The following is a 13833-nucleotide window of genomic DNA, read 5'->3' as shown; positions in this document are numbered from 1 at the left end:
ACGTCCAGCAAGATTTTAGCTAGGTACGCAAACAGATTTGGGCAATAGACTGGTTGAGTGTTACCCGCGCCCCTGTTTAGTGACGCCCAGTCCTTTCCCCTGGTGATCGTGCCCCTGCAGGGCGACCACGCGCAGTGCCTGGCTCAGGCCGCCGCGCTGCGCGGGAGCGGCGCCCACCTGCTGGAGTGGCGCCTGGACACCGACCCCACCTGGTTGGACGACGCTGCCGCCTGGGCCGAGCGTGCTGCCGCCTACCGCGCGGCCGCCGGCCTGCCGGTGCTCGCCACCATCCGCACCACGCGGGAGGGGGGAGAGGCCGAGGTGGACGACTCCACCTACGCCGGGGCCGTGCTGCGCCTGGCCGAGTGCTGCGAGGCCGTGGACTTCGAGGGCTCGCGGGGGCCGGAGACGGCGGCGCGACTGCGGCAGGTGGCTGCGCGCGCGGGCTGCGCGGTGATCGCCTCCAGCCACAACTTCCAGACCGTGCCGGCGGACGACCAGCTGGACCGGACGCTCAGCGAACTCCACCAGCGCGGCGACGTGGTGAAGATAGCCGTCATGCCCGCCCAGGAAGCGGACGTCTCCAGGCTGGGCGCGTCGGCGCGGCGCTACGCCAGCCGCGCCGACGCCAAACCCGCCATCGTCATCGCCATGGGCGAGCTGGGGCGCCAGGGCCGCCTGGAGCCCGCCAGCCTGGGCTCCTGCGCCACCTTCGCGTGCGCGGACAAGCCCAGCGCTCCCGGCCAGGTGCCGGTGGGCCAGGTCGTGGCGGCTTTGAACGCGCAGGCCGCGCGATAAGGGAGGCCGGGCGGCAGCGTCGTCCACCTGGCAGGCGGGTAGAAAAGGCGGTGTCCCCAGCGGGGTGCCGGGTAAAAGCCGGTGAAGCCGGCCGCTCAGGCGGTGTGGTGCACGGGGCAGCGGCTGGCGGGAACGTCGGTGGAACCAGCACCCTGGGCCGCCAAGGCCGCGATCTCCTGCAGGTGGGAACGCACCACGCTCTCCGCGCGGGCCGTCTCCACGCCCACCGCCCGCATCACGAACAGCAGGCAACCCACCACGAAGCGCGTGCGCTGCGAAGGCGCCGCAGAGGGCCGGGCGGCCAGCGTGGAGTTAACCAGGGGCACCAGCGTGTCCAGGTCGGGCGGCGGAATCAAACCGGCGCGGGCGGCGCGAACCAGGATGTCGCGCAGGATGGTCTCCACCTCGTGACCATGCTCTGCCAGACGCCGATAAGTAGAAGGGTCAACGACGTGACGCAGATCCGGGCCCGGGGCCAGGTGATAGGCCGAACGCAGGTTCAGCTGCTGCTGCACGTAGATGCGCAACTGATTGATCGGGTCCTCCACCCCGGTCAGGGCCTGACGCAAGCGGGCAACGTAGGCCGTGGTCTCGTGGGCAATGAAGCCCAGCAACAGGGAGTCCTTGTCCTTGAAGTGGTTGTAGACCGCCGTGCGGCCCACACCCGCCTCCGTGGCGATTTCGGCCAGGGTGATGGAATCGAAGCCGCGCTGCTCTAGCAACGTCGCCAGGGCCGCGAACAGCTTGTCGCGAGTGCGGGCGCGGTGTTCCGCCAGGGTGGAGCCGATGATCTTGGGCATAGGCGCAGTCTGGCAGATGGTGACGTCAAGCGCAAAAGTGTCGTATTAATCGCCAAGGGGTGGCGGGTGGCTTCGCCATGAGGCGGGCGGGTTCAGGCGCCGTGACGGGCCAGCGCGGTGGGTGAGGCGCCGATCGTCGCGACGCGCGCAGCCTCAAAGCACGCCTCGGCAATAGGGGCGTTGGTGGGCAGCCAGGCCAACTGGGCGCTCGCGGTGCTGTTCACCCAGCGCACAGAGTTGTGCGCCTCGCCCGGCTGCGGCAAGTTTCGACCGGTCAGATAGGCAAGCCACACCCTCATGCGCAGGCCGTCCAGAATCGGCCAGCCCTCTTGCGGGGCCGGGGCGAAAACCACCTCTGGGCCCAGCTCGACCGCGATGCCCAGCTCCTCTTGCAGCTCGCGGTGAAGAGCCTGCTCCGGAGACTCGCCTGCCTCCACCTTCCCGCCTGGTAACTCCCACTGGCCAGCCAAGTGAGCCGGATACGAACGCTGGGCGGCCAGAAGCCGAATGTCCTGGGCGCGCAACACCCGGTCAGGGGCCACCACCGCAGCTGCAACAACAAGAGGCATGGGAAACAGGGTAGTGCGAGCAAGAATCCTAGCTGCCTCCACCTCGGGAATAACCTTCTCATGCGCAACGTGGAGCTTGCTCATGTGCGCTGGGCCGCGCCCAGTAACGGGGCTAATGGAGATATTCCCATTCCGGGGTGTTGGTGTGTCGATGGCGTCGAGCGAGGGGCGTCTCGGGCGGCGAGCTCCGCAAGGGCAGACAAAACTTGGTGCTGGGTGAGAACACGCCCTGGGGCAGCTCCCCAGGGGGTTAGCGGCAGGAATGTGTGTACGCGAGGGGCTCTTTTCCTTTGGGGGAGTAGGTGAGAGTCTGGTTGAACATGCTTTGAGAGCATGTTCGGTGAGCGTTACTAGGAATTCGCCGTGTTGTGGTGTATGTGAAGCGAAGATGGTCAGGAATGGCCAGACCAGCACGGGCAAGACTAGGTGGCGGTGCAAGACCTGCGGCGGATCGAGCGTTCAGCACCGGCCAGACATCACCAGACGCGCCCAGGCAGAGGCGTTCGCGGCATGGCTCTTAGGGCCGGTTCCTCAGTACTCAACGGGCGGGACGGGACGTTCCTTTCGGGCCCAGACGGCCTGGTGCTGGAACATTGAGATCCCGCAGCCCGCCCCAACTGGTGAAGTCCACCCGGTGATCATGCTGGACGCCACCTACTTCCAAGGCTGGTGTCTCCTTGTGGCTTACACCGGCAAGCATGTCATTGCTTGGCAGTGGTGCGACCAAGAGAAGAAAACGGCCCGGCAAGCCCTCCTAGAGCCTCTACCCGCTCCCGACATGGTCGACCGACCACATTATTTCAACTTTGTACGGCCTAGACCTTATGCACTCCACCTAGACCTTGCGTAGCGCTCTAAGGTCTAGGTCGGCTGCACAAGGTCTAGGTCGACCGGTTTAGCAAGGCAGGTGAGGCAAGGCGGTGGGAAGGCAGCGCAGGACTAGGCGAGATATCGGGACGCACCCCACGCTGCGCGCTTCCTCATGCCTGACCTGATTCGTGCAAATGGTGGTGATTTGGGGGGCAGTCCTGATGTCCCACGCCCAAGAGCTACTCACCCTCCTAGGACACTAAAGTGGCGCAAGCCAGGTTGGATTCTCCGCTCGACGTTTGCCTGGTCAGCTCGACGTTTGTTACCCAAACTCGACGTTTGGACCCCTCAAAACGTCGAGATTCATCCCCAAACGTCGAGTCGACCAGTCAAACGTCGAGATTCACCCCCAGTGTGTGGTGCTGTAGTCGGTTGAGGTGGTGCGGGCTGTAAGGGGTGACAAGACTTGGCGTTAGGTGAATTATGTCGCCCGCCAAACTCTCAGGACCTACACAACGACCTTGTCACGGAGCCAGAGCGCAACCTCCTGGCCAGTTTGCGGGTCAGTGAACTCCAAACCGGCGGCGTGAAGCTGAAGAGAGGTGGCCGTGCCCGGGGCCTCGGCCGCCCCGTAGGGCGCAGCGTCGAAACCGCCGTAGAGCGAATCCCCTACCAAAGGCAAGCCCAGGGCCGCGAAATGAACACGAATCTGGTGGGTCTTGCCGGTGGCCGGGCGCACCTCGTAGAGCGGAAAGCGCAGCCCGCGCACCGTGACAGCCTCGGCGGTCGGGCGCAGGAAGGTGACCGCGTTGCTCGGCAGCCGTCCCGCAGTGGAGGTGACCCGGATGCCCGTCTTTGCCAGCCGGCTCTCCAAGCGCAGCCAGCCATCGGCGGTCACGGTAACCGCCACTTGCGGGCTGCACCAGCCTGCCACCCGCTCAGGCCGGACGCAGGGGCGCGGGCTGGAGGGGGAGGCGGGCGGCAACGTCGGCCACGAAGAAGGCGGGGCAGGAGCGGCGGCAATATAGGTCTTGCGCACGTGCTGCTGCGCAAAGAGCTCCTGGTAGGCGCGGCGCAAATCCGGGCGCGCGGTGAACAACAGCAGGCCGGAGGTGCCGCGATCCAGGCGGTGGGCGGGCGTGAGGTCCGCGTTGTTCTCCTGGCGGCGCAACGCCACCGTCACCGAGCGGGCCACGTAAGCCCCGCGCGGCATGGTGGCCAGACCCTTCGGCTTGTCCACCACCAGCCAGCCGTCGCCCCGATGAACAACGGGGATAGGCGGCAGAGCGGTTTCGTCAGGCAGCGGCCGGTAGAGGTAGACCGGGCGCTCCAAGGCCGTGGCCGGCGTGTCCCACGGCAGGGGATGCCCCCACGCGTCCACCACGTCCCCGGCCGCGAAGGCACGCTCAACCTGGCGCGGCTCCAGGCGCGGGATGTTCGCGCCGACCCACTCGCCCAGCGTGCAGGTCAGTGCCCGGGCCTGACTCACGCCCAACCGCTTGCCCAGGCGGGACGGGCGCAGGCCGTCCCGGGCCGGCAGCGGCTGGGGGCGGCGCCGGGGATGAGCGGGTGTGGAGAGTGGCGAGGGTGTGGGGAGGGGCGAGGGTGTGGGGAGGGGCGAGGGTGTGGGGAGGGGCGAGGGTGTGGGGAAGGGCGAGGGTGTGGGGAAGGGCGAGGGTGTGGCTTGCGCGGTCTTTCCCTCGGGCGCACTGGGCGGCGCGGGGTCTGGAGGGGAAGCGGGGCTCATGACGACCATGCTGGCAGATCGTGGGGGAGCGAATCTCGACGTTTGGGTCTTCAGCTAGACGTTTGGGGTCGAATCTAGACGTTAACTCGGTGGCGAACGTCGAGTTGAGGGGGCGAACGTCGAGTTGAGGGGGCGAACGTCGAGTTGAGTAGCGGAATGTCGAGTTGAGCGCGGGGATGTCGGACTGAAGCTACTCGGGCGTGAGGCCACGCTGTGGGGGCTTGGTATCCAATCTCGACGTTTGGGTCTTCAGCTAGACGTTTGGGGTCGAATCTAGACGTTAACTCGGTGGCGAACGTCGAGTTGAGGTGGGGGTTAATGCTCAAAAAGTGTGTAAATCTCGGGCGTGTCTTGGGGTGTTCAGGTGGTTCTTCCTGCCCAGCCTTTGCGTGTGTGGTTGCCGTCTTCGGGGCTGAAGGCGGTGTCGTACAAGGGCGTTTTTAGGTGCTTGTGGGCGGGGGGGGGGGGGGGGGGGGGGGAATGGTGTAATGGTTGGTGTCACTGGTTGCGGGGCTGTTGGTCTCGCGGGAAGGGGCTGTGATGCCCAGGAAGTATGCGCCGGAATTCCGTCAGGATGTGGTGCGTTTTGCGTTGAATCGTCCTGCTGGGATGACGTTGGCGCAGGTAGCAGCTGATTTTGGGATTGGGGGTTCGACTCTGGATGCTTGGATCAGACGCGAGCAGGTTTCTAAGGGTGTGCTCAAGGCTAGTGCGGGTGAGGACAAGGCCCGCATCGCGCAGTTAGAGCGCCAGTTGCGGTTAAAGGAAGAAGAGTGCTTCATCCTTAGAAGGGCGGCGGCTTACCTGGCCCGTGATGTGAACCCAAAATGATCTACCCCCTGGTAGAAGAACTAGCTGGTTTGGGCATAGCGGTTAGTCGGATCTGCCGGGTGCTTGGTATCGCCCGCCAGCCTTTCTACCGGTGGCGCGGGTGTAGGCAAAGCCGGCTAGAACAACGCCGTAGCTACTTAAAGGAACGGGTGAGGGCCATCCATAGTGCTGATCCTGCTTTTGGCTACCGGCTGATTACCGATGAGCTGGCCCGCCAGGGAGTCAAGGTGGCTAGCCGCACGGTGTGGTCGATCTGTCACGAGTTGGGCATTAGGTCTATTACTGCACCCAAAGGCAAGACCAAGACCACCAAGAGCGCTAGAAGCGTTGGGGTTGATCTGGTTGGGCGGGTCTTTCATGCCGATGGGCCTAACCGTCTCTGGCTTACTGACATCACCGAACATCCCACCACTCAGGGCAAGTTGTATGTGTGTGCGATCAAGGACGTGTGGTCTAACCGGATCGTGGCTCTTAGCAGTGCTACGTCCATGAGCGCTTCTCTCGCGGTTAACGCTTTGGCCCAGGCGGTAGCAGACCGCCACCCACCAGCCGGGTGTGTAATCCATTCAGATCGTGGTGCGCAGTTCACTTCCACGGCCTACCGGCAAGCTGCCCTCGCCTACGGGCTGGTCCAGTCCATGGGACAGGCCGGTACATGTGCGGACAACGCTGCCATGGAGTCCTTCTTCGCGCTTTTACAGAAGAACGTGCTCAATACCCGCAAGTGGGAAACCCGTCAGGAACTAGCCACCGCCATCCGCCACTGGATCGAATCCACCTACCACCGCCGACGCCGCCAAGCCCGCCTAGGCAAACTCACCCCAATCGAATACGAAACAATCTACACAAACTGACACCAAAACTTGCACCAGACCCGGGATCGCGGGTTTTGAGGCCCGGGTTTTCGCTTGGAGGATTTGGCTTGTTGAGGGCCGGTAGGGCGAGACTGTTTGGGTGGTGAGGAACCACTCCACGGCGCGTTGGGCGTGTTGAGGACTGTGTCCTCGGTGTTGGCGTTGAAGGTCTTTGATGGCTTTGTTGATCCCTCCTTCCAACGGTGAAGTCGTGCGGGGTCTGGGAGGGCAGAACTCTAGGTAGGTAAACAGTTGGCTGGTCTTGATTAGATGCCTGAACAAGCCGCGTACTCGTCGCAGGCGAGGGTGGGTGTACCACCAGGTCTGGTTGGCTTTGGCCCAGGCGGGGCGGTTGGTGGTCTTATCGCGCGCGTAGGTGCGTTGGGCTAGGAAGTCGTGCCATGAACCGTCCTGGGTTTGGTTCCTAGGCGGTGCTCATTTGGTGGGTGTGGTGTTGGTAGTAGCGGTCTTCGGTTTCTTGGGGTGTGACATAGCCCAGTTCGCTGTGCAGGCGGGTGTTGTTCCACCAGTTCACCCAGCATAGGGTCGCCCATTCGACTTCGGTCAGTCCGGCCCAGTGCTGGGAGTAGATCAACTCGCTCTTGTACAAGCCGTTGACAGTTTCGGCCAGTGCGTTGTCGCAAGTATTCTCCTTCGGTGCCGGTAGAGGCATCAATTCCTGCTTCGACCAGGCGTTCATGGTAGGCGACACAGACGTACTGGCTGCCGTGATCGCTGTGGTGGACCAATCCCTCGACACTGCCCTTGGCAGTAGCGATAGCTCGTTCCAGGGCCTGCAGGGGTAGAGCCTGGGCATTGAGTGTGTTACTCACTGCCCAGCCAGCGATCTTGCGGCTGAAGGCATCTGTTACGAAGGCGGTGTAAACGAACCCGCTGCGGGTGCGAACGTATGTAATGTCGGCCACCCACAACTGGTTAGGGGCACTGCGCGCGAAGCGGGGGTTCAACCAGATCTGGGCGCGTAATCGGTCCCAGGAGCACTCCAGCTTGGCGCCTACCCGGGGCAGACACAACGCCCCTGAGCCCGGCAAATCTCCCTCGCCAGCTGGGGCCAGTATTGTTCGCGCCCCACGTCCTAGCCTTCGCGTTTGAGGGCATGCCACATCTAGCCACCCGTACACGTAAGTGTTCTCTGCCTGGATGAGCTTGATGACTGGGATCAAAGCGGCATCTCGTAAGCAGCGCTGCCAGGGCGTACGGTTCTTGGCCTTGCCATACCCTCGCACCCGTGATGAAGGCGCCTTGGCGGTGTTCGGTGAGAGTCTTGCAGATGCGTTCAACCCCGGCACTTGGCTCGGCCCGCGTCGATGAAAGCGATCATTTCGGGTACCGGGGGTCGAGTTCTTTGGCGAAAAAAGCCGAGGCTGCCTTCAGGATCTCGTTGACCTGGCGGAGCTGAGCGTTTTCCCGCCGCAGGCGGGCCACCTCGCACTCCTTGATGGGGCATGTTCAAGATCCTGTCTCAGGCTGGGATCGCGATACCAGCGGCGCATCGTCTCATACCCCACCCCGAGATTGACGCTCTTCCTCACGTAGAACACTGGTGAGAGAGACTGTCTGCTCCGATGCCAGACGGTCGCTGACAAGACGAACAGCACGCGACTTGAACTCTGGGGAGAAACGCTTCGGCATAGGTCAATCCTTTCAGGCTGACCACCGGAACCAAACCCAGGACGGTTCAGCCATTTGGTCTCCCAGGCTTGGTATTGCTGCATCCAGGCACGGGCTTGGTCTTGGCTTTCTACCCGGCTTAGTCCTTGGGAAAGGGCCTTGATTTCACGGCCTGCTTCTAGGCGGGGCTGGCGGGTTAGGTGCTTGGTGATGGTGGCTTGTAGGTGGAAGAGACAACGCTGGGTCTTGGCCTGGGGCCATAGGTCTTTAACAGCACGCGCGGCGGCGTTAGCCCCGTCGAGAATGACCAGGTCGGGTTGGGGCAGGTTGGATAAGAGCTGGCGGTAGGCTGGTGCGTTTTCTCGCTCGCACCATTGCCAGGACACCACTTGTGTGCCATCGAAAGCGATTAACAAGCACCAGGAATTGAAGTACGTGCCATCGATTTGCAGGTAGTCATGGACCTGCCCGGTGGGCTTGGGAGGTAGTACTTCAACCTGCCAGCACCATGCCAAACGACGGCGAAATGTGGCTAGAGACCAGCCCCTGGCGGCAGCCAGGCTGCGGGCGTCTTGCTTGCCCCATACCCACTGCAGGAAGAGGCCGAATTCCATCAAGGCCGTCTTGTCCACACGCTTGACGCTCAGCGAGGCGTTACAGCCCAGGCAGCGCCAACGCATCTTGCCGGTCTTGGACCGACCGTTCTTCACGCACTTGCGATCGCATACACCACAACGAGGACGATTGCTAACACCAGACACCGCACATGCTCTCAGAGCTTGTGCACCCCGACTTTTACCTACGGCCAGTACGGAAAAGTCCCCACTTCATACACACTTTTTGAGCATTAACCCTGAGGTGGCGAACGTCGAGTTGACGAGGCGAACGCCGAGTTGAGGAGGCGAACGCCGAGTTGAGGAGGCGAACGTCGAGTTGAGTAGCGGGATGTCGAGCTTCGAGGAGGGCCCGGGTCGGATTGCTGGGATTCGGCGGGGGATGCGGGCGGCGGGATCCCCACTGCCGCTGCGCGTCAGCGTGGGCCCACTCGACTGCCCGGGGCGCACATAAGGCAAAACCCCGGCAGTGTTCCTGCCGGGGATTTTCCCTAAGAGCGGGCGACGGGAGTCGAACCCGCCTCTGAAGCTTGGGAAGCTTCCATTCTACCGATGAACTACGCCCGCACGACGCCGGTTGCGGCGTGCCCAGACAGTGTAACCCGCGCGGTGCGGGGACGCCACTTTCGCCCACCTGACGGGGAAATCTGCGGCAGATTCGGGCCCTCCAGCCCTCCTGCTGGCGGGCTAGGAACGCCATAATGGCAGGCATGCTGCTTTCTGATCGAGACATTTGCGCCCAGGTTGAAGTCGGCCAGATCTCTCTGGACCCGTGGGACCCGGCGATGGTGCAGCCCTCCAGCGTGGACGTGCACCTGGACCGCTTCTTCCGCCTCTTCGACAACCACCGCTACCCGGTGATCGACCCGGCCGCCGATCAGAGCGACCTCACCCGCCTGATCGAGGTGGACCCGAACAAGCCATTCGTGCTCCACCCGGGCGAGTTCGTGCTGGGCTCCACCTTCGAGCTAGTGAGCCTGGGGGACGCCGTCGCCGCCCGCCTGGAGGGCAAGAGCTCCCTGGGGCGCCTGGGCCTGCTCACCCACTCCACCGCAGGATTCATCGACCCCGGCTTCACGGGGCACATCACCCTGGAGCTTTCCAACACCGCCACGATGCCGATCCTGTTGTGGCCGGGCATGAAGGTGGGCCAGCTCTGCTTCTTCCAGCTCACCTCCGCCGCGCTGGCCCCCTACGGGCAGGGCGCGCAGGGCTCGCGTTACCAGGGGCAGCGTGGCCCCACCGCGTCGCGCTCGCACCTGAACTTCTCCCGCGCCGACGTCTCTCGCGGCTACGTCCCGCCCGCCGAGCACGCGCCCGCCGAGCACGCGCTTGCCGAGCACGCGCCCGCCGAGCAGGTGGCCGACGTTGCCGCGCCCGCCCCTTCTTTCCCCGCGCCTACCGCAGCGCCCACCGAGCAGACGCCCACCGAGCCGCGCGAGGGGGAGTGAACCATGGACCTGCTTGAGATCGAGACCGGGCGCTCCTTTGCGCTGCTGGCGGTGGCCGAGGACGTGGCGCCGGAGGAAATCGAGGCGCTCGCGGTCTCGCTGGACCCGACCGCTGGTTGGCTCATGCCGGGCCTGCTGCACCTGACCGGGGAGGCGAGCCTGACCGGCCCGTGGGCGGTGGACAACGCCACCCGCATGGCCCTGGAGCTGCCGGCGTGGACCGCGCAGGCCTACCTGCTGCGCTGCCCGCAGGTGCGCAGCGGCCCGCTGCCGGTACAGCTCTACGGGGCGGACCCGTTGATGGACCTGTTCCCGGCGGGCGTGCCCGCCGGGGACGAGCTGGCCGCGCTGGGCATGCTGCGCCGGATGGCCCGGCGCCTGGCGGGCGCCCTGCGTGTGGCCGATTCGCCCCAGCGTCCGGGCGCGGGCGTGCTGGTACCGGACCCGGATTCGGCCGTGAACATGACGGTGTACGCGCCGATCTGGCTGGAGGAGCCCGCGGCCCTGGCGGTGCTGAACACGGTCCACCTGCCCTTCACCTCGCTACCGGAGCCGGACCTGGATGCCGCCCCGGCCGCCGCCTCCGCCGCGCGCTCCCGGGTGCAAAACCGTGGCGTGGCCCTGGCCCGCGCCGCTTCTGCCGACATGAGCGAGGAGGAGCGCGCGGAGTTGCACGCCAGGGTCGACGCCGCCGACGCGGCCGCCCTGTCCCGCCCCGCCGTCCGCATGGGATACAACCTGCGCCTGCCTGGCCGTTCCTACCAGATAGACCTGGCCGCCACGGGAGAAGAAAACCCGCCGCTGGTGATCCAGGGTGAGGCGTGGGCCCCGGCGGGCGTGGTGTGCTACCAACTGAAATGGCTCCCCAACGACTACACGATGACCGGCCCAGTGCGGGTGCCTCGCTCTGTACGGCGTGACCGCCTAGTGGCCGCCCAGCAGATCGAGTCCGCCGCCGCAGCACTAGCGCAGGCATCCGGCGGGCGCGTCGTGGACGAGGACGGCTTCCTAGTGGAGTTCGTCCCCGAAGAGGACGCTAACTAGGACTCCTGCTCCTGCCCGCGCCGCACGGCCTCCAGCATCAGCTGGGCCACGTCACGCACCTCGAGGGCCTGCCCGTCGGCGCCGGCGTTCTTGTTGGTGCCGTCGGTGAGCATCGTGGTGCAGAACGGGCAGGCCGTGGCCACCACCTGTGCACCCGTGCTGGCGGCCTCCGCCGCGCGCGTGGCCCCAATGGAAACGCCCAGGGACTCCTCCATCCACACGCGCGCACCACCGGCGCCGCAGCACATGGCGTTGTCCCGGTTGCGGGGCATCTCCACCACCTGCGCGCCGCCGCTGGCGGCGGCCAGCAGCTCGCGCGGCGGGGTGTAGACCTGGTTGTGGCGGCCCAGGAAGCACGGGTCGTGGAAGGTGACCTGGCGGGCCTGCCCCGCCGGCGGAGGCACCGGCCGCAGCCGCCCCTCGCGTACCAGCGTGTTGAGCACCTGGGTGTGGTGCAGCACCTCGAAGCTGCCGCCCAGCTGCGGGTATTCCCGCGCGATCGTGTTGAAGCAGTGCGCACAAGAGACGATGATCCGCTTCGCCTTGGCCTCCTGCAGCGCCTCGATATTGGCGGAGGCGAGTAGCTGGAACAGCACCTCGTTGCCGGCGCGCCTGGCCGGGTCGCCGGAGCAGCCCTCGCTGGAGCCCAGCACCGCGAAGCTCACCCCGGCGATGTGCAGCAGCTGCGCGATCGCGGCCGTGGTCTTCTTGGCGCGGTCCTCGAACGCGCCCGCGCAGCCGACGAACATGACGAAGTCCACCTCGGTGGCGTCCTCCACGTCCTCGCCCAGCACCGGCACGTCAAAGTCCAAACCCTTGGCCCACTCCATGCGCTTGCGGGCCGCCGCGTTCCACGGGTTGCCCTTGGTCTCCAGGCCCCGGAACACCTTGCCCAGCTCGCTCGGGAAGGCCGACTCCATGAGCACCTGGTGGCGGCGCAGGTTGACGATGTGGTCCACGTGCTCGATGTCCACCGGGCACTGGTGGGTGCAGGCACCGCAGTTGGTGCAGCTCCACAGCACCTCCGGCGTGATCGCGCTGCCCACCACGTTCGGCAACCCCTGACTGGCGATCTGGCGCGCGGTCAGCTCCCGCGCCTCCGGCGCCGCGCCCACCGCCATGAGCGCCCCCAGCAGGTCGCTGCCGTGAATAGAGGCAGGGGTGGCCGACGCTCCGCCCGCCTCCCCCCGGTCCTCGGCCGCAGCGAGGTCGGCCGCATCGGCAGACGGGCCGGCGGCAACGTCGTCCACCTGAGTGCCCAGGGCGGCGGCGGCCCGCATGAAGGGGGCGGCGGCGTGGTGGTGGTCCCGCAGCGACATCACCAGGAGCTTCGGGGAGAGCGGCTTGCCGGTATTCCAGGCCGGGCAGACCTCCTGGCAGCGGCCGCACTCGGTGCAGGTGGAAAAGTCCAGCAGACCCTTCCACGTGAAGTCGGCGATGGTGCCGGTGCCAAGGACGGCGTCGTCGTCCAGCTCGTCGGTTAGCTCCGGGGTCAGGGGGGTGCCGTCCACCAACAGCGGGGCCACCGGGCCCAGGGCCTTGGAGCCGTCCAGCTCGCGGCGGCCGTAAATGTTCACGAAGGCCAGGAAGCGGTGCCAGGCCACGCCCATCGCGGGCGAGAGGCCCACCACCGCGAACCAGGCCGTCGAGATGAGAATCTTCGCCAGAGCCGTCAGGGTGATCGCTGCTTGCAGGGTGGGCAGCGACAGGCCGCGCAGCGCCTCGCCCAGGAACCAGGTCAACGGGTAGACCCACTTCGAGGGGGCGGCGGGGGCGGGGGCGTCGACCGGGAGCGAGTGCGCCAGGGGCGCGGCCGGGTCGGTGCCGTACGGGTTGAAAGCGGGGCCGCCAGAGCCCTGCGCGCCGCCCGGCAGCAGCCAGTAGGCCTCGAATAGATTGGCGGCGTACGCCCACTCCAGGGCCCGCAGCGCCAGCACGCACACCACCACGCCCAGGATGGTCCACTCCACGTAACGGGCCTGCCACCAGGAGGAACCCAGGAAGCGCGAGAGCCGGAAGCGGGTGCCGGCCGGGGCGGCGGTTGCGGTGGTTTCGGTGGTTTCGGTGGGGGTTTCGGGGGCGGCTGGGGTGCTGGCTGCGTCGGGGGCGGCGTCTGGGGCGGCGTCGGCGGGGCGGCCGCGCCCGGTCAGGCTGCGCACCACCATCAGTGCCACGATGCCGAGCGTGCCCGCCCAGGCGAAGAGCTCAACCAGCCACGTGAAACCGGGCCACTGGCCCACCAGCGGAAGATGGAACGTGGGGCTAACCAGCTGGCCGTAACTGCCCAACAAAGTCAGAACCAGCACCGGGAAAGAAACCATCACCACCCAGTGCGCGGCCCGAATCAACGGGCGCCCCCGGAAGGCCTGGTGACCCACCGCCTGGGCGAGGCTCAGCCAGACGCGGCGTGCGGGCTGCCCGGTGCGGTCGGGGGCGGGGCGGCCCACGGACATGTTGCGCACCAGCACGGCCGCGCCGCGGCCAAAGAGGACCACCCCGGCGGCGGTGGCGGCCAACGCCAACGCGAGCGAGACAACTGAAAGCAGCGGCAAGGTGGAACTCCGAAACGGTCTGGGCAGTGGGGTGGCTAGCGGCACCGGGCCGAGCCGCGCAGCGGGGCCGGGCCGTGCTGCGCAGTGGGGCAACGGCGAGAGGGACGGGACAGATCGTGCCCGCCCGCCCA

8 protein-coding genes, 1 tRNA gene and 3 pseudogenes are annotated in these 13833 nt (G+C 66.1%); 5 read left to right on the top strand and 7 right to left on the bottom strand.

Features of this window, described 5'->3' with window-relative positions; translation table 11 throughout:
• The first annotated feature begins 57 nt into the window (after positions 1–57).
• The gene (locus ABYF38_RS04150; protein ID WP_371152880.1) at positions 58–798 is read left to right on the top strand and encodes a type I 3-dehydroquinate dehydratase; all 741 of its coding nucleotides are present in this window, start codon (positions 58–60) and stop codon (positions 796–798) included.
• 95 nt (positions 799–893) lie between these two features.
• On the opposite strand, the gene ABYF38_RS04145 is transcribed toward ABYF38_RS04150, so the two are convergent.
• Together ABYF38_RS04145 and ABYF38_RS04140 are read right to left on the bottom strand one after the other, a co-directional pair.
• A complete protein-coding gene (locus ABYF38_RS04145; RefSeq protein WP_371152879.1) occupies positions 894–1598 on the bottom strand; it encodes a TetR/AcrR family transcriptional regulator in 705 nt (234 codons plus the stop codon).
• 92 nt (positions 1599–1690) lie between these two features.
• Complete coding sequence (locus ABYF38_RS04140; RefSeq protein WP_371152878.1) at positions 1691–2167, bottom strand: (deoxy)nucleoside triphosphate pyrophosphohydrolase; 477 nt, start codon at positions 2165–2167, stop codon at positions 1691–1693.
• A gap of 262 nt (positions 2168–2429) precedes the next feature.
• Here ABYF38_RS04140 and ABYF38_RS09205 point away from each other — a divergent pair, with 262 nt between their 5' ends.
• Positions 2430–3017: a transposase-like zinc-binding domain-containing protein gene (locus tag ABYF38_RS09205; RefSeq protein WP_420492507.1), complete on the top strand. Its 588-nt coding sequence runs from the start codon at positions 2430–2432 to the stop codon at positions 3015–3017.
• Between the two features lie 468 nt (positions 3018–3485).
• On the opposite strand, the gene ABYF38_RS04135 is transcribed toward ABYF38_RS09205, so the two are convergent.
• Positions 3486–4466 carry a pseudouridine synthase gene (locus ABYF38_RS04135; RefSeq protein ID WP_371152877.1) on the bottom strand — a complete coding sequence of 327 codons (981 nt, stop codon included), beginning with the start codon at positions 4464–4466 and terminating at the stop codon, positions 3486–3488.
• Between the two features lie 798 nt (positions 4467–5264).
• On the opposite strand from ABYF38_RS04135, the gene ABYF38_RS04130 reads away from it, so the two are divergent.
• A protein-coding gene (locus ABYF38_RS04130) for an IS3 family transposase (protein WP_371152876.1) occupies positions 5265–6409 on the top strand; the annotation gives its coding sequence in 2 pieces (ribosomal slippage) (positions 5265–5550 and positions 5550–6409; 1146 coding nt in all).
• Between the two features lie 424 nt (positions 6410–6833).
• Here the strand turns inward: ABYF38_RS04130 and ABYF38_RS04125 are convergent.
• From ABYF38_RS04125 to ABYF38_RS04115, 3 genes and pseudogenes are all read right to left on the bottom strand, one after another.
• Positions 6834–8062 (bottom strand): annotated as a pseudogene (locus tag ABYF38_RS04125) (IS3 family transposase).
• An 83-nt stretch (positions 8063–8145) separates the two neighbouring features.
• A pseudogene (locus ABYF38_RS04120) lies at positions 8146–8655 on the bottom strand (transposase); the annotation flags it as partial.
• A gap of 496 nt (positions 8656–9151) precedes the next feature.
• Positions 9152–9222: transfer RNA gene (locus ABYF38_RS04115), tRNA-Gly, on the bottom strand.
• Positions 9223–9365: 143 nt separating this feature from the next.
• Here ABYF38_RS04115 and dcd point away from each other — a divergent pair.
• Both dcd and ABYF38_RS04105 read left to right on the top strand, forming a co-directional pair.
• A pseudogene (gene dcd, locus ABYF38_RS04110) lies at positions 9366–9965 on the top strand (dCTP deaminase); the annotation flags it as partial.
• Positions 9966–10109: 144 nt separating this feature from the next.
• Complete coding sequence (locus ABYF38_RS04105) at positions 10110–11150, top strand: hypothetical protein (protein WP_371152875.1); 1041 nt, start codon at positions 10110–10112, stop codon at positions 11148–11150.
• On the opposite strand, the gene ABYF38_RS04100 is transcribed toward ABYF38_RS04105, so the two are convergent.
• Positions 11147–13702, bottom strand: a complete 2556-nt coding sequence (locus ABYF38_RS04100) for a (Fe-S)-binding protein (protein ID WP_371152874.1) — start codon at positions 13700–13702, stop codon at positions 11147–11149. The genes ABYF38_RS04105 and ABYF38_RS04100 overlap by 4 nt on opposite strands.
• Between the last annotated feature and the right edge of the window lie 131 nt (positions 13703–13833).

The organism is Buchananella sp. 14KM1171, from assembly GCF_041380365.1.
GTDB lineage: Bacteria > Actinomycetota > Actinomycetes > Actinomycetales > Actinomycetaceae > Buchananella > Buchananella felis.
Note: the sequence above shows the minus strand (reverse complement) of the source record. Positions and strands in the feature narration are given on the sequence as shown.